This window comes from Curtobacterium sp. MCSS17_015 (assembly GCF_003234265.2).
Lineage (GTDB): Bacteria > Actinomycetota > Actinomycetes > Actinomycetales > Microbacteriaceae > Curtobacterium.
This window is the reverse complement of the sequence record NZ_CP126256.1, coordinates 640,462-664,178: the sequence shown is the minus strand read 5'-3', so window position 1 is coordinate 664,178 and position 23,717 is coordinate 640,462. Positions and strand designations below refer to the sequence as shown.

At 72.5% G+C, this 23,717-nt stretch carries 20 protein-coding genes; 8 read left to right on the top strand and 12 right to left on the bottom strand.

The genetic code is table 11. The features are described from left to right. Positions 1 to 20: 20 nt before the first annotated feature. Positions 21 to 914 carry an alpha-E domain-containing protein gene (locus DEJ18_RS03120; protein WP_111209511.1) on the bottom strand — a complete coding sequence of 298 codons (894 nt, stop codon included), beginning with the start codon at positions 912 to 914 and terminating at the stop codon, positions 21 to 23. Between the two features lie 164 nt (positions 915 to 1,078). On the opposite strand from DEJ18_RS03120, the gene DEJ18_RS03115 reads away from it, so the two are divergent. Then, positions 1,079 to 1,591 carry a MarR family winged helix-turn-helix transcriptional regulator gene (locus DEJ18_RS03115; RefSeq protein ID WP_111209510.1) on the top strand — a complete coding sequence of 171 codons (513 nt, stop codon included), beginning with the start codon at positions 1,079 to 1,081 and terminating at the stop codon, positions 1,589 to 1,591. A 38-nt stretch (positions 1,592 to 1,629) separates the two neighbouring features. Further along, positions 1,630 to 1,818, top strand: coding sequence for a hypothetical protein (locus DEJ18_RS03110; RefSeq protein ID WP_111081738.1), 189 nt, complete (start codon positions 1,630 to 1,632; stop codon positions 1,816 to 1,818). 6 nt (positions 1,819 to 1,824) lie between these two features. On the opposite strand, the gene DEJ18_RS03105 is transcribed toward DEJ18_RS03110, so the two are convergent. The 4 genes from DEJ18_RS03105 to DEJ18_RS03090 all read right to left on the bottom strand — a co-directional run bounded on the left by DEJ18_RS03105 (position 1,825) and on the right by DEJ18_RS03090 (position 6,759). Next, positions 1,825 to 2,706, bottom strand: a complete 882-nt coding sequence (locus DEJ18_RS03105; protein WP_258376832.1) for an NAD(P)-dependent oxidoreductase — start codon at positions 2,704 to 2,706, stop codon at positions 1,825 to 1,827. A 125-nt stretch (positions 2,707 to 2,831) separates the two neighbouring features. Next, the gene (locus DEJ18_RS03100; protein WP_111209509.1) at positions 2,832 to 3,575 is read right to left on the bottom strand and encodes a lysophospholipid acyltransferase family protein; all 744 of its coding nucleotides are present in this window, start codon (positions 3,573 to 3,575) and stop codon (positions 2,832 to 2,834) included. Positions 3,576 to 3,648: 73 nt separating this feature from the next. Beyond that, on the bottom strand, positions 3,649 to 5,499 hold the full coding sequence (gene recQ, locus DEJ18_RS03095; RefSeq protein WP_111209508.1) for a DNA helicase RecQ: 1,851 nt from the start codon (positions 5,497 to 5,499) through the stop codon (positions 3,649 to 3,651). A gap of 9 nt (positions 5,500 to 5,508) precedes the next feature. After that, entirely contained in the window at positions 5,509 to 6,759 is a 1,251-nt protein-coding gene (locus DEJ18_RS03090) for a CPBP family intramembrane glutamic endopeptidase (RefSeq protein ID WP_146241467.1), read from the bottom strand. A 36-nt stretch (positions 6,760 to 6,795) separates the two neighbouring features. Here DEJ18_RS03090 and DEJ18_RS03085 point away from each other — a divergent pair, with 36 nt between their 5' ends. Beyond that, positions 6,796 to 7,854 carry an EamA family transporter gene (locus tag DEJ18_RS03085; RefSeq protein ID WP_111209506.1) on the top strand — a complete coding sequence of 353 codons (1,059 nt, stop codon included), beginning with the start codon at positions 6,796 to 6,798 and terminating at the stop codon, positions 7,852 to 7,854. A gap of 18 nt (positions 7,855 to 7,872) precedes the next feature. On the opposite strand, the gene DEJ18_RS03080 is transcribed toward DEJ18_RS03085, so the two are convergent. After that, positions 7,873 to 8,352, bottom strand: coding sequence for a GNAT family acetyltransferase (locus DEJ18_RS03080; RefSeq protein ID WP_111209505.1), 480 nt, complete (start codon positions 8,350 to 8,352; stop codon positions 7,873 to 7,875). Between the two features lie 103 nt (positions 8,353 to 8,455). On the opposite strand from DEJ18_RS03080, the gene DEJ18_RS03075 reads away from it, so the two are divergent. Beyond that, positions 8,456 to 9,262, top strand: a complete 807-nt coding sequence (locus DEJ18_RS03075) for a class E sortase (RefSeq protein WP_258376831.1) — start codon at positions 8,456 to 8,458, stop codon at positions 9,260 to 9,262. Further along, positions 9,259 to 9,435 carry a hypothetical protein gene (locus tag DEJ18_RS03070; RefSeq protein WP_181434126.1) on the top strand — a complete coding sequence of 59 codons (177 nt, stop codon included), beginning with the start codon at positions 9,259 to 9,261 and terminating at the stop codon, positions 9,433 to 9,435. The genes DEJ18_RS03075 and DEJ18_RS03070 overlap by 4 nt, the downstream gene beginning before the upstream one ends. A 163-nt stretch (positions 9,436 to 9,598) precedes the next feature. On the opposite strand, the gene DEJ18_RS03065 is transcribed toward DEJ18_RS03070, so the two are convergent. Together DEJ18_RS03065 and DEJ18_RS03060 are read right to left on the bottom strand one after the other, a co-directional pair. Further along, a complete protein-coding gene (locus DEJ18_RS03065; protein WP_111209504.1) occupies positions 9,599 to 12,658 on the bottom strand; it encodes an AAA family ATPase in 3,060 nt (1,019 codons plus the stop codon). Next, positions 12,658 to 13,827, bottom strand: coding sequence for an exonuclease SbcCD subunit D (locus DEJ18_RS03060; RefSeq protein ID WP_111209503.1), 1,170 nt, complete (start codon positions 13,825 to 13,827; stop codon positions 12,658 to 12,660). Before DEJ18_RS03060 ends, DEJ18_RS03065 begins: the two co-directional genes overlap by 1 nt. A gap of 109 nt (positions 13,828 to 13,936) precedes the next feature. On the opposite strand from DEJ18_RS03060, the gene DEJ18_RS03055 reads away from it, so the two are divergent. Beyond that, positions 13,937 to 14,449, top strand: a complete 513-nt coding sequence (locus DEJ18_RS03055; RefSeq protein WP_111209716.1) for a mycothiol transferase — start codon at positions 13,937 to 13,939, stop codon at positions 14,447 to 14,449. A gap of 273 nt (positions 14,450 to 14,722) precedes the next feature. Here the strand turns inward: DEJ18_RS03055 and DEJ18_RS03050 are convergent, their stop codons facing one another. Together DEJ18_RS03050 and DEJ18_RS03045 are read right to left on the bottom strand one after the other, a co-directional pair. Beyond that, the gene (locus DEJ18_RS03050) at positions 14,723 to 16,813 is read right to left on the bottom strand and encodes a DEAD/DEAH box helicase (RefSeq protein WP_111209502.1); all 2,091 of its coding nucleotides are present in this window, start codon (positions 16,811 to 16,813) and stop codon (positions 14,723 to 14,725) included. Positions 16,814 to 17,078: 265 nt separating this feature from the next. Further along, positions 17,079 to 17,933, bottom strand: coding sequence for a polyphosphate kinase 2 family protein (locus DEJ18_RS03045; protein ID WP_258376830.1), 855 nt, complete (start codon positions 17,931 to 17,933; stop codon positions 17,079 to 17,081). Positions 17,934 to 17,997: 64 nt separating this feature from the next. On the opposite strand from DEJ18_RS03045, the gene DEJ18_RS03040 reads away from it, so the two are divergent. Beyond that, positions 17,998 to 19,005: an alpha/beta hydrolase gene (locus DEJ18_RS03040; RefSeq protein ID WP_111209500.1), complete on the top strand. Its 1,008-nt coding sequence runs from the start codon at positions 17,998 to 18,000 to the stop codon at positions 19,003 to 19,005. 165 nt (positions 19,006 to 19,170) lie between these two features. After that, positions 19,171 to 19,416, top strand: a complete 246-nt coding sequence (locus tag DEJ18_RS03035) for a hypothetical protein (RefSeq protein WP_146241466.1) — start codon at positions 19,171 to 19,173, stop codon at positions 19,414 to 19,416. A gap of 15 nt (positions 19,417 to 19,431) precedes the next feature. On the opposite strand, the gene DEJ18_RS03030 is transcribed toward DEJ18_RS03035, so the two are convergent. Both DEJ18_RS03030 and DEJ18_RS03025 read right to left on the bottom strand, forming a co-directional pair. Beyond that, positions 19,432 to 22,920: an efflux RND transporter permease subunit gene (locus DEJ18_RS03030; protein WP_111209498.1), complete on the bottom strand. Its 3,489-nt coding sequence runs from the start codon at positions 22,918 to 22,920 to the stop codon at positions 19,432 to 19,434. A gap of 95 nt (positions 22,921 to 23,015) precedes the next feature. Further along, positions 23,016 to 23,711 carry a DUF6518 family protein gene (locus DEJ18_RS03025; RefSeq protein WP_111209497.1) on the bottom strand — a complete coding sequence of 232 codons (696 nt, stop codon included), beginning with the start codon at positions 23,709 to 23,711 and terminating at the stop codon, positions 23,016 to 23,018. Between the last annotated feature and the right edge of the window lie 6 nt (positions 23,712 to 23,717).

Genomic DNA, 23,717 nt, shown 5'->3' with positions numbered 1-23,717 from the left:
CGCCTGCCGCGCCGGCTCCGTCAGCGTGCCGGCTCGGGGGCCGCGAAGACGCGGGCGTCGAGCGCGGCCGTGACCGTCTCCGCCGCGAGCGCCAGACGGGCCCCGGCCGACCGGGCCGCGTCGACCGCAGTGTCCGGCGTCACCGTCTCGAGCTCGACGCGGGCGTCCCCGAAGGCACGGACCTCGGCAGCGAGGTGCACGCCCACCAGGTCCTCGAGGCACTCCTCGCTCCGGCGCGCGAGGAACAGCAGCGACCGCGGGCTGTGCGCGTCGAGCAGGAGGAACGCGGCGGCCTCCGCCGAGGTGGTGCCGTGCCGGTGCTCGCGGTGGAACGCCTCCCCCGCTCCGCAGGCACGGAGGGCGGTCGCCCAGGACGCCGCCGATCCCGGGTCGAGCAGGTCGGAGGCGAGCATCCGCGCCGTGACCGTGAGCCGGGTGAGCGACCGGCCGAGCGTGAAGAACTCCCACACCTCGTCGCGACTGGCGTCCCCGTCGACGACCCCGACCGCGAGGGCGCTCCGCTCCCGCACCCAGCCGAGGAACTCGTGCGCACGTTCGCCGGCGATCTTGCGCGGGAGCCGGGAGCGGGTCGTGTTGAGGCAGTCCCAGAGCTCGGTCGAGACGACGTCCCGTGCCCGCCGGGCATCGTCCCGCGCCACGGCCACGGCAGCCGCGATGGACGCCGGTTCGTGACGGTCCAACGCCAGGGCCTCGAGCGTCGCAGCTGGACTGAGGTCGGCGTCCCCCTCCGGCACCACGGCGCCGACGACTCCGCGCAGGCTCCGACCGAGCGCACTGCTCTCGACCGCCGGGTCCCGCCGAGCGAGGTGTACGTCGAGCAGGCGCGCCACGACGTCCGTCCGCTCGACCGCGCCCCCGACGCTGTGGACGCTCCGCGCGAGTCGGTTCAGCACGTCGACTCCTGCATGCGGCGAACCTACTGACCACGCGTTGCCGGGGTGTTTCCGATCGGGGTCCCGGGTGTTGCAGCCACGTCCCGACTTCGTTCCCTGGACGCCCGGCGTGCATGTGCCGCCCTTCGCTAGACAAACTAACTAGACCGTCTAGCATTGAGAGCATGACTTCCGAGGTGACGACGACAGCCCCGGGGTTCTGGTACGGCGAGGACTCCCGGGTCGACGCGGTGGACGTCTTGAACGCCCTGCGTCGGTACCGCACTGCCGAGAGTTCCGCCCAGCGTCGCGTGCGTGAGGAACTCGGGATCGGTGAGAACGCGTTGATGGCCCTGCGGGTGCTCGTCGACGCCGAGACCTCGGGCCGCACCGTCAACTCGAAGGAGCTCGCCGAGCGACTCGGGATCACCGCTGCGTCCACCTCGGCGCTGGTCGACCGCCTGGTCCGCTCCGGGCACGTCGAGCGTCACGCCGACCCGGCCGACCGCCGGGGGGTCATCCTCACCGCGACGGGCCGGTCGATGCGTCGCGCCCTCGCCGTCATCGGTGACCTGGATTCCCGGGCCGTCGAGGTCGCGCAGCACCTGCCGCCCGAGGACATGGCTGTCGTCGTCGCGTTCCTGCGTGAGATGGCCGGCGCGGTCGACGACAACGCGGCGGACGACGACGAGGACTGACGTCCGGGCCGACACCGACCCCGGCGTACGCTGAGCAGATGCGCGAGCCCGAGGACGACATGCCCGCGGCCGAGCTCGACGCCCGCGCCAGGGCCGACGCGGCGCTGCGACGGATCCGCGACGGAGCTGATCCGGCGCGTGAGGCCTTCATGCTCGCGAACACGCTGAACGACGAGTCCGTCGGGCGTCTCGGTCGCCGACTCCGGGCGTTGTTCCGTCGGCCCTGAGCGCCGTCAGAACGCGGTGCCGACCGCCGCGATGTCGTCGCCGCCGTGCCCGGCAGCGCTCGCCTCGGCGTACACCCGACCGAGGGCGTCGAGCAGGGTCGTGTCGACGCCCGCACCTCGGGCCGCGTCCGTGATGAGGCCGATGTCCTTCCGCAGCCCGTCGAGCGCGAACTGCGCCGGGAAGTCACGGGCGATCATGGCCGCCCCCTTCGTGTGGGCGTAGGCGGAGTCGCTCGCCGAGCCCTCGATCGCCTGGAGGAAGAGCTGCGGGTCGAGCCCGAGCGCCGCGGCGATCGCCAGCGACTGCCCTGTGGCCGCGGTGATGGACGCGATCCACGCGTTCGCAGCGAGCTTGAGCGCCGTCCCTTCGCCGACGCGGTCTCCCGCGCGGACGACCTTGGCGCTCACCGCGTCGAGCACGGGATCGACGACGGACACCGGCGCATCGGCTCCGGCCACGAGCATCGTCAGCTTCCCTTGCTCCGCGGGGGCCTTCGTGCCGAGCATCATGGCCTCCACCAGGGTGATCCCGTACTTCCCGGCGAGCTGCACCACGGTCTCGGTACCGGCGACGCCGATCGTGGACGCCTGCACCCACACGGCGTCCTGCGGGGCGTCACCGGCCGCCTGCTCGAGGACGTCGACCACGGCATCGGTGTCGAACAGGGTCAACATGACGACCTGGGCGTCGGAGACGGCATCGGCGACGTCGTCGACGACGGTCGCGCCGTGTTCCCCGAGCGGTCGGGCACGCTCCACCGTGCGGTTCCACACCGTGACGTCGTGCCCGGCGCGGAGCAACGACTGCGCGACACCCGCCCCCATCGCTCCGGTCCCCAACACCGACACCCGCACCGTGGTCTCCTCACCGCGTGACGTCCGCGCCACGACGGGGTCGACGGTACCCGGCTCACCGGGGCGGCGATGCAGCACCGGGTGCCCTGGGTGCTGCCGACGGCGCCGATCCGCTCGCCACGTGCCGGCCGACCCACTTCGGCACGGGAGGCCCGGTTTCAGTCCGGCTCGACCTCGCCACCGCGGTCATCGTGGTGGAGCATGCGCTTGACCCGCTCGACGATCGTCGCCGGCGGTTCGTTGTAGGCACCGGCCAGTTCCTGTCCGCTCAGCGCCTGGATCGCCGCCGTCACCGCATCGGTCGCCTGCCGTCGAGCCCGTCCCGAGCTCGCGGCGCCGAACGACGACAGGTCGAGTGGCTCCCCGAACTCGATGCGGACCCGGGCCAACCGCGGCATCCGTGAACCGACGGGCTGGACGTCCTCGGTGCCGGTCAGGGCGACGGGCACCACGGGCGCCCCGCTCGTCAGCGCCAACCAGGCGACGCCGGTCCTCCCCTTGTACAGGCGGCCGTCGAGGGACCGGGTGCCCTCGGGGTAGATCGCGAAGGCCTCCCCCGCCTCGAGCCGCGCGAGGCCGAGGTCGAGGGCGTGCTGAGCCGCAGCACCCGCACCGCGCTCGACGCCGATCGCGCCGATGCCGGAGAAGAACGCGCGGGACATGGCACCGCGGAAGCCCGTACCGGTGAAGTACTCCTGCTTCGCGAGGAACGACACCTTACGGGGAGCGAGCAGCGTGATCGTCGGGGAGTCGATGAAGGAGCGGTGGTTGCTCGCGAGGATGACCGCGCCGCGCTTCGGGACGTTCTTCCGACCGACGACCTGTGGCCGCCAGAGCAGTCGTGCGAGCGGCGCCACCACGGCACGACCGAGCACGGTGGCGGACTTCGACGAACCGGTCACACGGCCTCCTGTCAGACGGGAGGTACCGAGTGTAGTGACGGGCTCCGGAGCAGCATGCCCCGAGCGGCATGGATCAGACGGCGGCAGCCACGACGTCGAGGACGGCCCGCCCGTAGGACTCGAGCTTCGCCGCACCGACGCCGGAAATCTCGGACAGTTCGTCGAGATCGGACGGTCTGACGGCAGCGATCCCCCGCAGGGTGGCGTCGTTGAACACCACGTAGGCCGGGACTCCTTGCTCACGCGCCTGACCGGCTCGCCACTGCCGCAACGACTCGAAGAGCGGCATGGCTTCCTGCGGCATGTCGGACACGACGGCGCTGCGTCGGGACCGACCGGCGCGCGGGGCCTTCACCGGGTCGCGACGCATCCGGACGTCGACCCGGCCGGCGAGGACGTCGGCGCTCGTCGGGCTGAGGACGAGGGTGCCGTACCCGTCGCCCGACACCGCCACGTACCCCTGAGCGAGGAGTTGCCGGGCGACCGCCTTCCAGTCGGCGTCGGACAGGTCCTGCCCGATGCCGAACGTGGCGAGGGTGTCGTGCCGGAGCTCCTGCACCCGCGGCGACTGCTTGCCCGTCAGGATGTCGACGAGGTGTGCCACGCCGTACCGCTGCCCGCGTTCGCGGTCGAGCCGCACGATCGTCGACAGCAGCTTCTGCGCCGGGACGGTCCCGTCCCACGACTCCGGCGGGGCCAGGCACGTGTCGCAGTTGCCGCAGGCGGTGGACTCCTGCCCGAAGTACGCGAGCAGGCGGACGCGGCGGCACTCGACCGTCTCGCAGAGGGCGAGCATGGCGTCGAGGTGGGCGCTGAGCTGCCGTCGGTGCGCCGCATCGCCTTCGGACTGGTCGATCATGCGGCGCTGCTGCACGACGTCGTTGAGGCCGTACGCCAGCCAGGCGGTCGAGGGCAGACCGTCGCGCCCGGCACGACCGGTCTCCTGGTAGTAGCCCTCGACCGACTTCGGCAGGTCGAGGTGCGCGACGAAGCGGACGTCGGGCTTGTCAATGCCCATGCCGAACGCGATCGTGGCCACCATGACGATGCCGTCCTCGCGGAGGAACTGCGCCTGGTTGCGCTCCCGCACCCGGGCATCGAGACCAGCGTGGTACGGCAGGGCGGCGATGCCCTGCTCGACCAGGGCCGCTGCGGTGCGCTCGACCGAGTTGCGTGACAGGCAGTACACGATGCCGGCGTCGCCGCTGTGCTCGGTCCGGATGAACGTGAGGAGCTGCTGCAGTGCGCCGGTCTTCGGTTCGATCCGGTACTGGATGTTCGGCCGGTCGAAGTCCGCGACGAAGTGCGCGGCGTCGTCGAGTCCGAGGCGGGCGGAGATCTCGCGGTGGGTCTGCGGCGTCGCGGTGGCGGTCAGCGCGATCCGGGGCACGGTCGGCCAGCGCTCGTGCAGGACGCTCAGCTCGAGGTAGTCCGGTCGGAAGTCGTGCCCCCACTGCGCCACGCAGTGCGCTTCGTCGATGGCGAAGAGCGCGATCCGGGCCCGGTCGAGCAACGCGCGGGTCGACTCGATCTTCAGCCGCTCGGGTGCCAGGTAGAGCATGTCGACCTGCCCGGTGACGACGTCCCGCTCCACCCGCGCACGCTCGTCCGGCCCCTGCGTCGAGTTGAGGAAGGCGGCCCGGACACCGTTCGCGGCCAGGGCGTCGACCTGGTCCTGCATGAGGGCGATGAGCGGCGAGACGACCACCCCGATGCCGTCGCGGACGAGCGAGGGCACCTGGTAGCAGAGCGACTTGCCGCCGCCGGTCGGCATGAGCACGAGCGCGTCCCCGCCGGCGACGACGCGCTCGATGATGGCGGCCTGTTCACCACGGAAGGCGTCGTACCCCCACACCCGGTGCAGCACGTCGAGGGCGGCGGAACGGGTGCCCGCCGACTCGGGCGCGGGCGCGGTGGTGCTCATGCGACGAGCCTACGGCCGCGGTCCGACACCACCGGACTTCTCCACAGGGACAGCCTCAGCTCCAGTCCCGGCCCCCTCCTCAGAACCGGAGGCGGGCGCGGACACGGACGATCGCGCACCGGCGCCCGTACCGGCGCCGGAACCGACACCGGCACCGGCACCGGCACTGGCACCGACCAGCGCCGGGTCGCCGGAGGTGACCGACCCGTCACCGAGCGCCGGCGCACCCGACCAGCCCGGGCCTCCCGGCCGGAGCCACTGCCGCCCGCCGGCCCAGCGCGGTGCCGGTCCGTGGAACCGCGGGGCTTCCTGCCCCGGGAACCGACGGTCCAGGCGGCGCCAGTGCGCCATCAGCTCGATGAGTCCCCAGTAGCCGAGCGAGGTCGCGAGGGTGACGAGGAACCCGGCAGGGGTCCCCTGCGAGCCCTCTCCGGTCAGGTCGATCTCCGACCATCCCGGTGCCTGCAGCACGAAGATCATGATGTTGTTGAGCGCGTGCTGGAGCACCGTCGCCTCGAGCCCGCCGGTCCGGAGCACGATGACCGCCGCGACGAGCCCGAACGAGCCGACGTCGAGGATGCCCCAGATGTTGTAGCCGTTCGGCACGTGCAGGACGGCGAACAGCACGGTCGACACCCCGACCGCCACGACCGTGCTGACCACCCGCACCGGGATCCACGAGCCGATGGTCTGCATGAGGAACCCGCGGAAGACGTACTCCTCGGCCGCTGCCTGGAACGGCACGAGCAGGACGACCAGCAGGATCGTCACGGTCAGCGTCTGCACCGACACGGTGGACTGACCGATCGCGGCGGTGTTCCAGTGCAGACCGGCATCGAACACGAACATGCCCCACGACTGGAGCAGGAACATGACGATACCGAGCACCAGCAGCGGCAGCAGGCACCAGCCGAGCCAGCCCCACCGGACCCGCAGCCGGATCGAGGACAGCAACCCGTACGGACCGAGCCGCGCGATCCTCGTCGACAGCATGATCGCCGGCAGGAGCACCACGAGGGACACGAGCGACATCGACAACACGAGCGGGTCCGTCGGGTCGAGCGCCCCCTCGGACAGCTTCGTCAGCAGGTCGTCCAGCCCCTCCGGGCCGCGCTGCGTCGCGATCGGCACGAGGTAGGCGATCCCGATGACGATCTGCGACAGCACGTAGAAGCCGAGGAACACCGCCAGCGCCACGAGCGGGCGCCACCACCGCCAGTTCGCGTCGACACGGGGCAACCGGTGGTAGGGAACACTCACGCCGTGCAGGGTACCGGTCCGGGCAGGATGGGACCCGTGATCACCGTGCTGCTCGGCCTCGCCGGCGCCGTCGTCTACGGCGCCGCCGACTTCCTCGGCGGGCTCGCGTCCCGCCGGGCACGGCCGGTGTCCGTGACCGCGGTCGCCGCGGCCGTCGGCGTCGCCCCGCTCCTGGTCGGACTCGCCCTGCTCGGCGGCCGATTCGGCTCCGAGGCGGCCCTGTGCGGCGCGGTCGCAGGGGTGTCGGGCGGGGCCGGGGTGCTCCTCCTCTACGTGGCGCTCGCGACCGGGCCGATGAGCGTCCTCTCGCCGCTCACCGCGGTCTTCACCGCGGTGGTGCCGGTCGCGGTCGCACTGCTCCGCGGCACCGTGCTGTCCGCGCTCGGCATCGTCGCGCTCGTCGTGGCGGTGGTGGCCGTCGTGCTCGTCGCGGCGGTGCCGGACCGCGGCGGTGCCCGCCTCACCACCCGTGGTGTGGTGACGGCCGCCGCCGCGGGTTGCGGCCTGGGTGGGATCGTCCTGGCCTACGACGCGTCGCCACCGGACGCCAGCGTCGCGACCCTCGTGGTGGCGCGGGTCGTGCAGGTGGTGCTGCTCGGCACGGCGGCGGTCGTGGTCGCACGGCTCCGGCCGGGAGGCGCCGCACACGACGCAGGAGCAGCCGGTGGTGGCGCCGGGGCGGGGTCCGAGGCCGCGGCCGGTTCCGTGGGCGCGGCCGGTGGCGGGGTCGGTTCCGTGGGCGCGGCTGGTGGCGCGGTCGGTTCCGTGGCCACGGCCGGTGGCGGGGTCGGTTCCGTGGGCACGGCCGGTGGCGGGGCCCCGGTCGGTGCCGTGCGGTCGCGGCCGGGTCGAGCGCTCGTGCTGGCGGTGGTGGGGTGCGGGGTCCTCGACGCCCTGGCGAACGTCTTCATCCAGGCGGGCCTGCACTCGAGCGACGACCCGTCGACGCTGCCGGTGATGAGCGTCCTCAACGCGCTCTACCCGATCGGGACGGTCGTGCTCGCAGGGGTGGTGCTCCGGGAACGGCTCACGGGACTGCAGACGACGGGCATCGTGCTCGCGTTCGGGGCGTCCGTCGGACTCGCACTGTCCTGAAGATCCAGCGAGGATCGCTCAGCGATCATTGGCGGCGACGGTGTCGTCGACACTCGCGTCCCGGGCAGGACCGCCGTCGTCCGGGATCAGGCGCTTGCCGAGCGAGACCGCGTGGTCCGGGGCGTACCCGAGCGACTCGTAGAACGCCATGACCTGCTCGTTGCCGGCGCGCACCTGCAGGTTGAGCTTCGGACATCCCATCGCCGTGAGCAGCCGCTCGAACTCGGTCATCATCGCTCGACCGAGCCCGCCGCCCTGCAGTTCCGGGCGCACCGCGAGGTAGTTGACCCAGCCACGGTGCCCGTCGAACCCGGCCATGCCGGCGGCGACCACGGCCTCCCGGTCGGTCGCCACCAGGAACAGTTCCGGCTGCACGGTCAGCTTCCGGGCGATGTCGCGGCGGGGGTCGTTCCACGGTCGGACGAGCCCGCAGGACTCCCAGAGCGCGACGACCGCGTCGGTGTCGGCGGGACGGAACGGGCGGATGACGTACTCCATCCGGCCCACGGTAACGCCTGGACGACCTGTGGATGATGCCCGCAGGCAGCCGTCGCCGTGGTCTGATAGACCTACTGCGCCGTCCACACGAACCGGAGCCCCAGTGACCTCTCACGACACGCTGCCGTCGCGGCGCGACGCCCGCGACGCGACCGAGGCCGAGCGGCCTCGGCGACGGCGTCCCCGCCAGACCGTCTTCGGGGCCCTCGTGGCACTCCTCGCGGAGCTCCTCATCATCGCCGGAGCGGGCACCGGGCTCTACGTGGTGTGGACCGCATGGTGGACCGACGTCGTCGCCGTGAACGAGCAGAACGAGTTGGTCAAGACGCTCGAACAGCCCGAGACGAAGCAGGCCGTCGGCACCGAGCACCGCGACGATGCCCCCGTGCTCTCCGAGCCGCCGGGGATGTCCACCGTGTTCGGCACGATGCAGATCCCCCGGTTCGGCGCGGACTACACCCGACCGATCGGTGAGGGCACTGATCGTGAACAGGTCCTCAACACGATCGGGCTCGGGCACTACCAGGACACCGCGATGCCCGGAGCAGAGGGCAACTTCGCCGTCGCCGGCCACCGGGTGACCTACGGCAAGCCGCTGAACCAGATCGCCGAGATGCAGGACGGCGACTCCATCGTCGTGCGCGTGACCGACGCGGAGCAGGACTTCGACGTCTGGTACGTCTACAAGGTGACCGACAGCCAGATCGTCACGCCGGACAAGATCGAGACCATCGCCCCCGTCCCGAACCAGCCCGGGGTCGAGCCGACGGCCGACGACCGCTGGCTGACGCTCACCGCCTGCCACCCCATGTGGTCGGCTGCCGAGCGGTACATCGTGCACGCGAAGATGGACTACTGGATGCAGGCGTCGGACGGTACGCCGAAGGAACTCTCGGAGACGGCCAAGTGATCTTCCCCCTCGTCTGGCGCATCCTGCCCGGACCCACCGCCCTCAAGGTGCTCGAGCTGCTCGTGCTCCTGGCCGCCGTCGTCTTCGCGCTGTTCACGTGGGTGTTCCCGTGGATCGCCGCCGACATCCTGCCGCCGCCCGACGGCACCGTCGACGCTCCGCACTCGCCCTGACCGCAGCCGGACACGGGCCCGACGTGCGCTGATGCTCATGTCACCGGAGCGGGCGCCCACGGGTCCGGGCATGCACCGGGCCGGGCGCGCACCGGTCCGGTCATGCACCGGTCCGGGCGAGCACGGCCTGAGCGTCGGCTGCTCGGGCGCTGGCGCGTCCCGGTCAGACGGTGGTGGTGACGCGCGAACCGCCCTCGGGCGTGCGTCGTACCGCGATGCGCTCCGGGATCCGCTGCTTGAGTTCCTCGACGTGACTGACGATGCCGACCTGGCGCCCGCCCGCCGTCAGCCGTGACAGCTGCCCGATGACGTCGTCGAGGGTCTCGGGGTCGAGGGTGCCGAAGCCCTCGTCGACGAACAACGTCCCGAGTGACACCCCGCCGGCCTCGGCCTGCACGACGTCGGCGAGCCCGAGCGCCAGGCAGAGCGAGAACGTGAAGGTCTCGCCGCCGGACAGGCTCCGTGGGTCCCGGGTGCTGTCGGTGAGGTGGTCGCGGACCGCCAGTGCGAGGCCGGTCCGACGTGCTCGGGTGCCGGACTCCCGCTCGTCGGAGGTCTCGAGGGTGAACCGTCCCGCGAGCATCGCCCGCAGTCGGTCGTTCGCGGCGGCCACGACGTCCTCGAACCGGCGCATGAGCACGTAGGTGCCGAGGGTGATGCCCGTCGGGTTGGCGTTCAACGCCGCGGAGGCGATGTCGGCGAGACGGACCACCGCCCGGCTCTCGGCGCTCGTCGTGTCCCGCGCCCGGACGGCCCGCGCCAGGTCTGCGGCGCACCGCTCAGCAGCGGCGGCACGTTCGGACCCGGCGGCCGCGGCCCGGGTGGCGTCGTCGAGGGCGTCGGCGGCGGCGTCCCGAGTGGTCCGGGCAGCGTCGAGGTCGAGCACGGCGACGCCAGGCGCAGCGGCGTCGAGTGCTGCGAGGTCCTCGGCGGCGGCGACCACGGCAGGGTCGGCCAGTCCGGCCTCCACCACGGCGTGCTCGCGGTCCGCCGCCACGACGAGTGCACGGAGTCGTCCCGCTTCGGCTGGGCTGAGCGCGGCGGCCCGTGCGGACGTGACGTCGGTGAACCCCTGCGCCTGCACGGCGGCGTCGACCTCGGCCTTGCGGTCGGCGACGTCGCGCTCGGTCGCGGTGACCCGGTCGTCGAGGTCGGCCAGGGCACGGAGGACCGTCGTCACGGCGTCCACCCGCTCGACCACTGCGGCCAGGCTGTCATCCCCGTCCCCGTCCCCGTCGGAACCGGCTGCCCGCCGCGCTTCCGCCCCTGCCCCGCCGGCCGCTGCGTCGCCCGCGGCCGCCAGCACGACGTTCCGGGCGGAATGCACGCGCTGGCCGTCCTCGTCGAGACGGACACGGTCACCCTCGATCCGGTCGGCGAGGACCCGACTCCGGGTGACGAGGTCGTTGTGGTCCACCTCGAGCGCCCGGGTCGCGCGGTCGTGGGCCTGCAGTCGGCGCTCGTGCTCGGCGACGGCGTTGGCCGCCACACGGGCCGCGGTGAGTCGGGCGTCGGCATCATCGCGCTGCCGTGCGACGGACTCGTCGTCGTGGTCACCGACGGCCTCGGTCAGACGGGCGAGTTCGGCCCGCGCGACGGCGTGGTCCGCCGTCGCGGCGGCGAGACCGCGTTCGGCGTCGGCACGAGCCGCTGCAGCGCGGTCGATCTGCTCGGCACTCGGGTGGTCGTCCTGCGGCTGGGCCACCGCCGGGTGCTCGACCGCGCCACAGACGGGGCAGGGATCACCGGGCGTGAGCGCCCCGCCGAGTTCGCCCGCGAGCCCCGCGATCCGACGGGCACGGAGGTCGTTCTCGGCTGCGAGGGCAGCGGAAGCGGCGGTCACGGACTCCGCGACGGCGGTGGCGGCGACCGCGGCGCTGTCGGCGGCGGCGTCACGAGCGGCGAGCAGCCGAGCGAGCTCCTGTGCCGTCTCGACCGCTCGTTCGGCGGCTCCGGCGTCGGCCGCGGTCTGGGCCGCGCGGGCGGCGGTGGCGACGATCTCGGCGCGCTCGTCCGGTCGGTCGGCGAGTGCGGCGACCGCCTCTGTCAGCCGCGCCTGCGTCCGTTCGAGGTCGGCGGTGGCGGTCTCGACAGCGGTCGCCCGCTCGGCGAGGGTCCGCTCGAGCTCGACGAGGTGCCGCACGTCGGTGAGGACCCCGACGAGTCGGTCGTGGGTCGCACGGGGTGCCGGGTCGGTGAGGTCGTGTCGGTCGCGGACCGTCGAGCGCTCTCCGACCAGTGCCGTCAGGCGGTCCTCGGCCGACGCCGCACCGTCGGCGACCGCGACGACCACGGCGGCGTGCTCCGCCAGTGCGAGGGCGGTGCGGTGCTCGGCGACGACCTGCGCTCCGTCGGCAGCGGCGTCCCGACGGCGGAGCAGGTCGCGGCGCCGGTCGACGGCCGCCGAGCGCGCCGTCACGTCGTGCAGGTGGGAGACGGCCTGCTCGGCAGCGACCGCGGCCTCGGCACGAGCACGCTCGCGTCCGGCGGCGTCCTGCTGGAGCGCGACCACCACGTCGGGCGCGGTCGACTCGTCGGCGTCATCGTCCCCGGACGCCTGACGGAACCTGCCGAGTGCGTCCCGCACCCGGGCGTCCGCTGCCTCGACGTCCGCGAGGGCGGTCCGGCGACGTGCCGCGAGCTCGTCGGCGGTCCGGTCGTAGACCGCCGTGCCGAACAGGGACTGCAGGAGCCTGCGCCGGTCTTCCCCCGGGGACCGGAGGAAGCGGGCGAACTCGCCCTGGGGCAGGACGACGGTCTGCAGGAACTGGTCGCGGTTGAGTCCGACGACCCGGGCGACCTCGGCACCGATCTCCGGCGCGCGGTGGGACAGCGGCTCGCCCACCAGGTCCGCCGGATCGGCGAGACGCCAGAGCTGCGCCGAGGCCTGCTGACGGATCGTGCCGCTCCCCCGCTGCTTCGGTCGGTCGTACGACGGGGTGCGGCGGACCCGGTACACGCCGGCGCTCGTCTCGAAGACGAGGTCGACGAAGGGCTCCACGCCCGGGTCGGCGTGCTGGCTGTGCAGTCGGTCCGTGCTGGCGTCGCTGCCGGCGAGCCCGCCGTAGAGCGCGTAGACGACCGCGTCGATGATCGTGGACTTGCCGGACCCGGTCGGACCTTCGAGCAGGAACACCCCGGACGCGGCGAGGGACGCGAAGTCGATCGAGACGAGTTCCGGGTACGGGCCGACGGCACGCAGCTCCAGGCGGTGCAGGTACATCAGCGTGCTCCCTGCTCGGCGAGCGCGGCGGCAGCGGACTCGTAGGCGTCGCGGAGGATCGCGAGCTCCACGTCGTCCGGGCCGCCACCGGTGGCGTAGGTGACGAAGTCCGCTGCGACCTCCACCGGGTCGGACGTTGCGCTGACGGCACGCGCTGGCGACCGGTCGGGGGCGTCGGCGGGCTCGTGCGTGATCGCGAGGGCGTGCGGGAACCGGTCCTTCACGCGGGCGTACAGGCGCTCGGGGTGCACGGTGTCCGTCACGGCGACCCGTACCCAGGCGTCGGTGTGTTCGGCGAACGCCCCGGACTCGATCTGCTCGATGCTGCCGCGCACGTCCACGAGCCGCCGGGGCACGGGTGTCGGGAGGAGTTCGACGGACACGGCACCGTCGATGCCGAGGTCGACCAGGGTCACCGACTTCGTGTGGTTCCGCTCGCCGAACGAGAAGGCCAGCGGTGACCCGGCGTAGCGGATGCGGTCCCCCGCTCCGACGCGCTGCGGCCCGTGCAGGTGGCCGAGCGCGACGTAGTCGACGCCGTCGAAGGTGGACTCGGCCACCCGGTCGACACCCCCGACGCGGATGTCCTGCTCGCTGTCGCTCGGCAGCGCACCACCGACGAAGGCGTGCGCGACGACCACCGAGCGGGTCCCGGTACGGGTGGCGAGGTCGCTCCGCACGCGGTCCATCGCCGCACCGACGACGGCCTGGTGGGAGCGTGCGAGCGGTTCGTCGGGCACCGGCGCGAGGGCGTACCGCACCATGTCGGGCTGCAGGTACGGCACCCCGTACACCGCGACCGGGCCGCCACCGTCGGACGTGTCGACCAGCACCGGTTCCGCCAGCCGCGACGGTTCGGCGAGGATCCGCACGCGGTCGCTCATCACGCCGGCGCCGAACCCGAGTCGGACCGCCGAGTCGTGGTTGCCGGGAGTCACGACGACCGTCGCCGTCTCGGCCAGGCGTTCGAGCACGTGCGAGAGCATGCGGACCGCCTCGACCGGTGGGATCGCCCGGTCGTAGACGTCCCCCGCGACGACCACGAGGTCGACCGATCTGTCACGGACGACCTGCACGAGGTGGTCGAGGAACGCCGCCTGGTGCTCGAGCAGGTCCGCGCCCAGGAGGGTGCGCCCGAGGTGCCAGTCGCCGGTGTGCAGGATCCGCATGCGAGCCACGGTAACGGCCGCCGCGGACATCCCGGGCGCCCACGCGGAACCCGTGGAGGACCGGCTGCCACCGGACGACGGTGGAGGACAGCGGCGTACCGTCGGTCGCATGACCACTCCCGCCGAACTCCTCGTCGAAGCGTTCTCCCGCGTGCCCGAGACGGTCGGACGTGCCGTCGACGGCCTGTCCGAGGACCAGCTCGCATCCCGACCGGCCGCCGGGGCGAACACCCTCGCCTGGCTCGCCTGGCACATCGCGCGCGGCCAGGACTCCCAGATCGCCGCCCTCGCCGGAACGGAACAGGTGTGGACCGCGGACGGCTGGGTCGGACGCTTCGGTCTGCCGTTCCCCGCCGAGGCGCTCGGCTACGGCATGTCGCGTGACGACGTCGGCCGGGTCCGCGCGTCAGCCGACCTCCTGACCGGGTACCTCGCCGCCGTGCACGAACGCACCGTGTCGTACCTCGGGACGCTGTCGCCCGAGGACCTCGAGACCGTCATCGACGAGGACTACGACCCGCCGGTCACCGTCGGCGTGCGCCTCGTCAGCATCCTCGACGACTGCGTCCAGCACGCCGGCCAGGCCGGCTACGCGCGCGGGGTGCTGTTCTTCAACCGCTGACACCTCCGCGACACGCAACCGCGGCGACAGGCGCAACGGCATCGCGTCGCACGTGCGCGCACCTGTTCGTCCCGCGGGTGGACGACGGACGGGAGCTGGACCCCACCAGCCGGGCCGCACACGACGCGCCAGCGGTGTGGCGGCGGTGTGGCGGCGGTGTGGCGGCGGTGCCGGGAGGCCCGGTACCGACTGGTACCGGGCCTCCCGGACGCGCGGCGCTCAGAGCGACGCGCCAGCGCGGACCGAGCCTTCGATGTCGGTCAGATGCCGAGGTCAGCGCGCGGCGAGCTCAGCGATGATGCGGTCGCCGGGACCGCTCTCGACGAGGTCCGCCTCGATCTCGGCGTGCTCGAGGATGCCCTCGATCTTGCGGCGACGGCCACGCGGGACGATCGTGACGACGGTGCCCTCCTTGCCGGCACGACCCGTGCGGCCGGAGCGGTGCATGTACGCCTTGTAGTCGTCGGGCGCATCGGCCTGCACGACGAGCGAGACGTCGTCGACGTGGATGCCACGCGCAGCGACGTCGGTGGCCACGAGCACGTTCACCCGGCCGCTCGTGAGCAGCTGCAGGTTGCGCGTACGGCGCGACTGGTTGAGGTCACCGTGCAGGGAGGTCGCACGGATGCCGGCGTCCTCGAACTGGTCGGCCAGACGCTCGGCGTAGGCACGCGTGCGGGCGAAGACGATGGTCTTGCCCTCGCCGGCGACGAGCTCCTCGAGGACGCGGTCCTTGTCGCGCTGCTCGACCACGAGCACGCGGTGGTCGATGGTCGAGGACGCCTGGTCCTCACCCGCGACCTCGTGCACGCTCGGCTCGTGCAGGAACTCGTCGACGAGCGCCGCCACCTGGGTGTCGAGCGTCGCGCTGAACAGGAGCTTCTGCGCCCGGTTGCCCTGCGGGGTGACGTCGGCCGTTGCGGAGAGGATCTCCTGCACCGGCTCGAGGAACCCGAGGTCGCACATGTGGTCGGCCTCGTCGAGGACGGAGATGACGACCTCGCTGAGGTCGAGCGTCCCCTTGTTCATGAGGTCCTGCACGCGGCCGGGGGTGCCGACGATGATGTCGACGCCCCGCTGGAGGGCACCCTCCTGGCGCCCGTAGGGCACACCGCCGTAGATCTGGGTCGTGAAGAGGCCCACCGACCGGGCGATCGGCTGCACCGTGCGGTCGATCTGCAGGGCGAGCTCGCGGGTCGGGGCGAGGATGAGCGCACGCGGGGCGCGGCCCATCTTGCGCTTCGTGCCGCCGCCGTGCTCCATGAGCTTCTCGACGAGCGGGGCGCCGAACGCGATCGTCTTGCCGGAGCCCGTGCGGCCACGGCCGAGGACGTCCTTGCCGGCGAGCACGTCGGGGATCGTCGCGGCCTGGATCGGGAACGGGCTGCTCGCGCCGAGCTCGGCCAGGGCAAGGGAGATGTTGCCACCGATGCCGAGGTCGCCGAAGGTCACGCCCTCGACGTCGGCCGCGACAGTGGAGTCGGCCTGGAGCTTCTCGAGCTTGACGTCGTCCGCCGGGACGAAGTGTCCGCGGGGAGCGTCGTCGCGACGCCGGGCCCGCTCGTCGCGGTCGAACGAGCGGGGTGCCCGGTCGTTGCGATCGGACTTGCGCGGGGCGCGGTCATCACGGTCGAAGCGACGCGGCGCACGCTCGTCGGCGTCACGACGCGGAGCACGATCGTCACGGTTGAACGAGCGCGGGGCACGGTCATCGCGGTCGAAGCGACGCGGGGCACGGTCATCGCTGTCACGACGCGGCCCGCGGTCATCGCGGTTGAACGAGCGCGGGGCACGGTCATCACGGTCGAAGCGCCGCGGCCCACGCTCGTCGCTGTCACGACGCGGCCCGCGGTCATCACGATCGAAGCGACGCGGAGCACGGTCATCACGATCGAAGCGACGCGGGGCACGGTCGTCGCTGTCTCGACGCGGGGCTCGGTCGTCGCGGTCGAAGCGACGCGGCGCGCGCTCGTCGGCGTCACGACGGGGAGCGCGGTCGTTGCGATCGAACGAGCGCGGGGCACGGTCGTCGCGGTCGAAGCGACGCGGCGCACGCTCGTCGGCATCACGACGCGGCGCACGCTCGTCGCGGTCCGAACCGCGGGCGGGACGGCCCGCACCGCGCGGCTCCCACGCGGGACGGCTGCCGCGGCTGTCGCGCGGCTCCCAGTTCGGGCGCTCGCCCGAGGACGGACGGGAGCGACGTTCGTCGGCGTCCCAGCGCTGCTTCTGGCGCGGAGCGGTCGGGTCGGCGGCACGGAAGCCGCGGTGCTTGGCGCTGCGAGCGGCAGGGGTGCCGTTCGGGTGACGCGTGCGGTCGGAGCGGTCAGCGCGGGAGTTCGCGCCCTTGTCGTACGGGGCCATGTGTTCTTTCCGGGGTGCAGACGTACCACGCAGCCCGGCAGCGACATCGGCGGGGGCGGTTCGTGGAGAGGGGGTTCATCGCAACGTCGATCGACGCGATTCCAGCCCTCGAACTACACAACACCCAAACACGTCCGCGGCTCGCAGCCGCGGTGTCGAAGGCCGACCGATCGAGCATACGCGACCGGGCGCGATGAGACCAGCCCTGTGGCCCGGCGGGGTCGGAGACGGAGGCGGGCGGGCCTCCCGGCGGCCGGCGGCTCGGTCAGGACGCGGCGAGCCGCTGCCGCTGTTCGGCCACGTCGAAGTCCGCGGCGGGCCAGGAGAGGCGCATGTCCTCGAGGGCGCGCAGCAGGAGCTGCTGCACGGCGAGACGGGCGTACCACTTGCGGTTCGCCGGCACGACGTACCACGGCGCCTGCGGCGTCGAGGTGCGGTCGAAGACGATCTGGTACGCGTCCTGGTAGTCGTCCCACAGCAGGCGGTCGTCGATGTCGCCCGGGTTGAACTTCCAGTGCTTGTCCGGCCGGTCGAGACGCTCGCCGAGCCGTTCACGCTGCTCGTCCTTCGAGATGTGCAGCATCACCTTGACGACCGTCGTGCCCTGCTCGGCGAGGCGGTGCTCGAAGTCGACGATCGCCCCGTACCGCCGCTCGATCTCGGACGGCTCGGCGAACCCGCGGACGCGCTGGACCAGGACGTCCTCGTAGTGGGACCGGTCGAAGACACCGAGTTGCCCCGCGTCCGGCAGCTGCCGTTCGACGCGCCAGAGGAAGTCGTGCTCGCGCTCCTCGGCGGTGGGTGCCTTGAAGCCCGCGTAGCGGACGCCGTTCGGATCGACCGCGCCGACCACGTGCGAGACGATGCCGCCCTTGCCCGCGGTGTCCATCGCCTGCAGGACGAGCAGCACGCGGCGCTGGTCCCCCGCCGTCGCCGCTGCCCAGAGCCGTTCCTGCAGCGCAGCCAGGCGGGAGGCACCGGCGGCGAGCGCCTCGAGCCCGTCGATCTTGCGACCGGGGAACCCCGGTGTCGAGTCGGGGTCGACCGTGTCGAGCCGGAACCCGGGACCGACTCGGAGGAGCGGTTCGGGATCGGCGTTCCAGGACTTCTGACGGCTCACGGGTCCTCCTGCGGGTCTCGCGCCCATCCTGGCACCCCCGGCTGCCCATGTACCGTGGCTGGCGATGAAGTCCGGCCGCCGCACCCTGCTCGCGCTCGTCGCCGCGGTCGCGGTCGTCGGCGTGGCGGCGTCGTGCAGCGTCGACGGGACCGGTGACCGGAACACCACCGTCACCGCCGACCCGGTCATCTACCCGCTGTCGCTGGAGTACCACGGCATCGACGTCGTCCAGGACGTGCCGTACGGACAGGACCCCCTGCAGCAACTCGACGTGTGCCTGCCCGCCGACAGTCCGGCCGAGAGCACCGCGACGCCGACCACGGTGCCGACGGCGCCGGCCTCCGCCGCACCGGACCGCGTCGAGGTCGGCTCGCGCCCGGCCGTGATGATGGTCCACGGCGGCAGCTGGTCGCACGGTGACAAGGCCACGGCGGCGTACCGATCGGTGTGCCAGTTCCTGGCGTCCGAGGGCTTCGTGACGTTCAACGTCGACTACCGGCTCGCCCCGACGGACCCGTTCCCCGCCGGGTTCGACGACGTCCGGCGTGCGCTCGACTTCGTCTTCCGACCGACGACCCTGCAGACGTACGACGTCGACCCGGACCGGGTCGGTGTGTTCGGCGGCAGCGCCGGCGGCAACCTCGCCGCACTGCTGGCCGTCGAGGACCACGAGTCGAGCGCCTACGCCGACGGCTTCCGCATCCGGGCCGTCGTCGACCTCAGCGGCCCGACCGACCTGACCGCCCGGTCGACCGGCGCCGACGGGGTCTCGGCTTCGTTCCAGCGGAAGCAGCTGCTCTACCTCGGATGCACCTCGTACCGATCGTGCCCGGCCGCCGAGCGGGCATCGCCGGAGTACCAGGTGACGCAGGAGACGGCCCCGTTCTTCATCGGGCACTCGACCGACGAGTTCATCCCGCTCTGGGAGTCGCAGCGCTTCGCGTCGACCCTGCGCTCACACGGTGTGCCGGTGACGTTCGTGGCGGTGCAGGGATCGGCGCACTCGATCGCCCAGCTCGACCGGGCGATGAGCCGACGTGTGACGGCGTTCCTGCGCGACGGCCTGCGCTGACGCGTGCCCCGGCAGCCTGCGTCGACCCGTCCTGACCCGTCCTGGCCCGGCCTGACCCGTCCCGACCCGGCCTGACGCGGTGGTGCGGTCGCGACGCCGTACCCCGCGCGGGTGCCACCCGGAGCGGGACTGCCGTCCGGACGAGCCCGTCGTCAGACTTCCGTGGTGACCCAGACGCCGACGACTCGCACCCTGCACGCCCCCACCGCTCCGTCGACGGGTGTCCGGACAGCCGTCGAACTGTTGCTCGGGCTGTCGTTCCTGGTGACGGTGTCGTCCGCCGGGTACGGGGCCGCGACCGGGCAGATGTCGGTCGTGGCGCAGGTCGGGGCCGTCGTCTTCCTGGTCACCCTGACGTGCGCGCTCGTGTCGTGGTTCCGCACCGCGGACGGGGAGCCCAGCGACTGCTGAGCCCCCGCGCGGCCGCTAGGACTGCGCCCGCGACCGGTTGCGCCGGAACACTCGACGGATCATCGACCGGAACCGTCTCTCCGGCGGCAAGCCCGCCGCCTTCCGCTCCGCCCGCCGCTCGCGCGCCCCCTCGACCAGGGCGTACAGCGCTGGCAGCACGATGAGCGTCAACAGCGTCGACGACACCAGTCCGCCGATCACGACGAGCGCCAACGGCTGCGAGATGAAGCCCGACTTGCCGGTGAGCCCGATCGCCATGGGCAGCAGCGCGAAGATCGTCGCCATCGCCGTCATGAGGATCGGCCGGAGACGACGGGTGGCGCCTTCGAGCAGTGCCTCCCGCACCGGCAGGCCTCGTCGCCGGTACTGGTTCACCAGGTCGATGAGGACGATCGCGTTCGTCACCACGATGCCGACGAGCATGAGCAGACCGATGAGCGACGCGACACCGATCGGGACGCCGGAGACGATCTGCAGCAGGATCGCACCGGTCGCGGCGAACGGCACCGAGACCAGGAGCATCAGCGGCTGGAGCAGGCTCCGGAACGTGGCGACCATGATCACGTAGACGATCAGGACGGCGACGAGGACGGCGAGTCCGAGTTGGGAGAACGCGGACGACTGGCTCGCGGCGACACCCCCGATGGACGCGCTCGCACCCCGCGGAAGGTCCAACTCGTCGACCGCCGTCGTGACGGACTGCACGGCGGCACCGAGGTTCGTCGCGTCGGGCGTCACGGTGATCGTGGCCGTGCGGGCGGCGTTCGTCGTCGTGACGGTGGTCGGACCCTCGGACTGCTCCACCGTCGCGACGTCCGTCAGCGGGACCGTCCCGGTGCTCGTCGGCACCTCGAGGGCGCGCAGGGCAGCGACCGTGGTCGGCGGTTCCGCGGCCGCGATGTAGACGTCGAGTGTCGCGTCGTCGATCTCGATGCTGCCGGTGTCGCGCGGCGAGACCGCGGCGGCCACGAGCCCGCCCACCTGGGTCTCGGTGAGCCCGAGGTCGGCGGCCTTCGCCCGGTCGACGCGGACGGCGAGGAACGGCTCCGCCGCCGACAGGTTGCTCGTCGCCCCGGCGGTGCCCTCGACCGCGCGCATGGTCGCGAGCACCTGGCGCGAGGCGGTCTCGAGTTGCGCCTGCGTCGGGGCGGTGACGTCCACCTCGATGTCGCTGCTGCCACCGAACCCGCCCCCGGACGAGGCGATGGTGATCTCCCCGACGCCGTCGATCGCCCCGAGACGCTCGCGGGCATCGGCCTGGATGGTCGGCTGGTCGGCCTCGGCGTCGGTCGTCACCGCGTACTGCACCGATGCGGAGCCACCACCGCCGAAGGCCGCCTGGATGGACTGGCCGCTCGTGCCGATGGTGGTCTGCACGGTCTCGACGCCGGGGACGTCCTGCAGCTCGCGCTCGACCTGTCGCGCGGACTCGGACTGGACCTCGAGGCTCGACCCGGCCTCCAGGTCCTGCGTCACCGTGAAGGTGTTCTGCCCGGAGTCGCCGAGGTAGTTCGTCGTGACGAGCGGCAGCGCGGCGACCGTGCCGCCGAGGACGACGACGGCCAACAGGACGACGACGACCGGGGCCCGGACGGCCCATCGCAGCACCGGCAGGTACACCCGCCGCAGACGGTCCGAGGTGTCGGCGTCGTGGAGGTCCGCCGCGGACGCGAGTGACCGTTCGGGGGTCGCGCCGACGGCGGCGGGTTCCTCGACACGACGACCGGCGTGGGCGCTCGGCGGGGTGTCGGCGGCCTGCGCGGCGTGGGCGGGCTGCGCGGTGTCGGCGGCGGTTCCGCCCTCCGCGGCCTCGGTCCGCTTCGGCTTCCGCGGGCGGAGCCACCAGTACGCCAGCACCGGGACGATCGTGAGCGACACGAGCAGCGAGGCCACGAGCGCCAGGGTGACGGTCACGGCGAACGGTCGGAAGAGTTCGCCGACGAGTTCCGCCACGAAGGCCACCGGCAGGAACACCGCGACCGTCGTGAGCGTGGAGGCGGTGACGGCGCCGGCGACCTCGCGCACGGCGTCGAGGACCGCCTGCCCACGGTCGACGCCCGGGCGCATGTGCCGCTTGATGTTCTCGATGACGACGATCGAGTCGTCGACCACGCGGCCGATCGCGATCGTCAACGCGGCGAGCGTGATGATGTTGAGCGAGTAGCCCGCCGCCTGCATGCCGATCGCCGCGAGGAGCACCGACGTCGGGATCGACACCGCCGTGACGAGGGTGGACCGCACCGAGAGCAGGAACACCAGGATCACGATGACGGCGAAGGCGAGGCCGAGCAGGCCTTCTTCGGCGAGGGAGTCGATCGACTGCTGGATGTACGGCGCCTGGTCGAACACCACGGTGAACCGCGGGTCGCCCTCGATCTTCTGTTCGATCTCCGGCAGCGCGTCACGCACGGTGGTCGACACGTCGACGGTGTTGGCCTCCTGCGTCTTCGTGATCGAGATCGTCAGGGCCTGCTCGCCGTCGACGCGGCTGATCGACGTGCGCGGGGACTCCTCGATCGCCACGGTCGCGACGTCGCCGAGCGTGGTGTCGGTCGGGGTCGCGGCGGGCGTCGCCGCGCCGTCGGTCGGTGCAGCGCCGGTCGTGTCACCGGTCGTCGTCCCGCCCGTGGTCGCCCCACCGGTCGTCGTTCCGCCGGCAGCGGGTGCGCCGGCAGCGGGTGCACCCGCAGCCGAGCCGTCGGTCGCCGCGCCGCCCGAGACGCTGTCGCCCGAGGCGGTGTCGCCCGAACCCGAACCGCCGGACCCCGACGAGCTGGTCAGCGGCAGGTCGCGGATGTCGTCGAGCGATGCGATGCGCTCACCGGTCTGCACCGACAGGGTCGAACCGTCCTCGGTGATCGTGCCACCGGGGATGAGCGTGCCGTTGTCGTCGAGTGCGTCGGAGATCGCCGTCTGGCTGAGGCCGCGTGCCGCGAGCTCGTCCTCGTTCGGCGTGATGACGACGCGACGACCGGGGTTGCCGAAGACGTCGGCCTGTCGGACGCCGTCGAGCTTCTCGAGGTCGGGGATCGCCGTGGCCTGCAGCCGGTCGACCAGCTCCTCCTGGTTGCCGGAGGCCGAGATCGCGACCTGGAGCACCGGCAGGTCGTCGAAGGACCCGGTGACGATCTGCGTCTGCACGGAGTCCGGCAGCGACAGGGCGTTGACCGCCGTCTGGATCTTGTCCTCGGCGCTGGCCAGGTTCGAGCCGTAGTCGAACGAGGCGGAGACGACGCTCTGCCCGGTGGACGAGGTCGCGCTCGTCGACTCGAGGTCGGGCACGACCTGGATCGCCTGCTCGATCTTCGTCGAGACGTCGTTGGACACGACTTCCGGCGTGGCGCCGGGGTAGGCGCTGACGATGGCGACCTGCGGGAACTCGACACTCGGGATGAGTTCCTGCTTCAGGCTCGACAGGGCGACGCCACCGAAGACGGCGACCACGATCGTCACGAGGGCGATGAGGGCGCGGTTCCGGAGACTGAAGACGGAGAGGAGGTGCACGAGCTGATCCTCGCAGCCGCGTCGTCCGTACTCCCACCGGACATGCATCCTGTGGATGAACGTGCAGTTGCGCGGACCCGCTCGGGGGGCTCGGGTCAGGCGGCGCCGAACGCGGAGTACACGACGAAGACGCCGACCGAGCCGACGACGCCGGTCCCGAGCGCGACCGCGCGGCCGATCGGCGACCGGGCGAACGCGATGCCCACCACCAGGACGGCCACCCCGACCACGATCTGCACGACCCAGGTGGTCGTCCCGGTGGTGGCTGCGACCTGCAGCAGTGCGCGGCTCCCCTCACCGATGAGGACGGCGGCGGTCACACCGGCGGCCGCACCACGCCAGCGGCCGTCCGTCGACCGGAGCGCCACGACGACGGCGCCGGCGAGCAGCCCCGCGGGCACGCCCATCACGACCCAGAAGTTCGTGATCGACAGCGTGTCGACGAACCCGCGCAGGTTCGTCGCCGCCCAGTACCCGATGTGCATGAGTTCGAGCAGGACGACGCCGAGCACCATCGCGGACGCGGTCCGTACCCGGGGCCGGTCACCGCCGCGGGCGACCCCTGCTGCGAGCACGAGCAGCACGGCGACGACGAACCACGGACCGGCCGCGTTCGACATCGACGCGAGCCCGGGCACCGCCTGCCCGAAGCTCGTCGCGACCCCGGCCAGCACGGCCGCGGTCAGCGCCATCGTGACCCGGGCCAGCGGCGGCACCGTGCTGGCGGACAGGTGGTCGGGGGTCGCCGACGCGCTCCGGGTCACGCCGGCGGAGGACAGGGTGCTGTTCATGGTCTC

Coding starts and splice junctions, on each gene's coding strand:
- DEJ18_RS03115 (WP_111209510.1), top strand. CDS start 1,079: ATGACTTCCGAGGTGACGACGACAGCCCCGGGGTTCTGGTACGGCGAG.
- DEJ18_RS03110 (WP_111081738.1), top strand. CDS start 1,630: ATGCGCGAGCCCGAGGACGACATGCCCGCGGCCGAGCTCGACGCCCGC.
- recQ (WP_111209508.1), bottom strand. CDS start 5,499: ATGAGCACCACCGCGCCCGCGCCCGAGTCGGCGGGCACCCGTTCCGCC.
- DEJ18_RS03080 (WP_111209505.1), bottom strand. CDS start 8,352: ATGGAGTACGTCATCCGCCCGTTCCGTCCCGCCGACACCGACGCGGTC.
- DEJ18_RS03065 (WP_111209504.1), bottom strand. CDS start 12,658: ATGTACCTGCACCGCCTGGAGCTGCGTGCCGTCGGCCCGTACCCGGAA.
- DEJ18_RS03060 (WP_111209503.1), bottom strand. CDS start 13,827: ATGCGGATCCTGCACACCGGCGACTGGCACCTCGGGCGCACCCTCCTG.
- DEJ18_RS03055 (WP_111209716.1), top strand. CDS start 13,937: ATGACCACTCCCGCCGAACTCCTCGTCGAAGCGTTCTCCCGCGTGCCC.
- DEJ18_RS03050 (WP_111209502.1), bottom strand. CDS start 16,813: ATGGCCCCGTACGACAAGGGCGCGAACTCCCGCGCTGACCGCTCCGAC.
- DEJ18_RS03040 (WP_111209500.1), top strand. CDS start 17,998: ATGAAGTCCGGCCGCCGCACCCTGCTCGCGCTCGTCGCCGCGGTCGCG.
- DEJ18_RS03025 (WP_111209497.1), bottom strand. CDS start 23,711: ATGAACAGCACCCTGTCCTCCGCCGGCGTGACCCGGAGCGCGTCGGCG.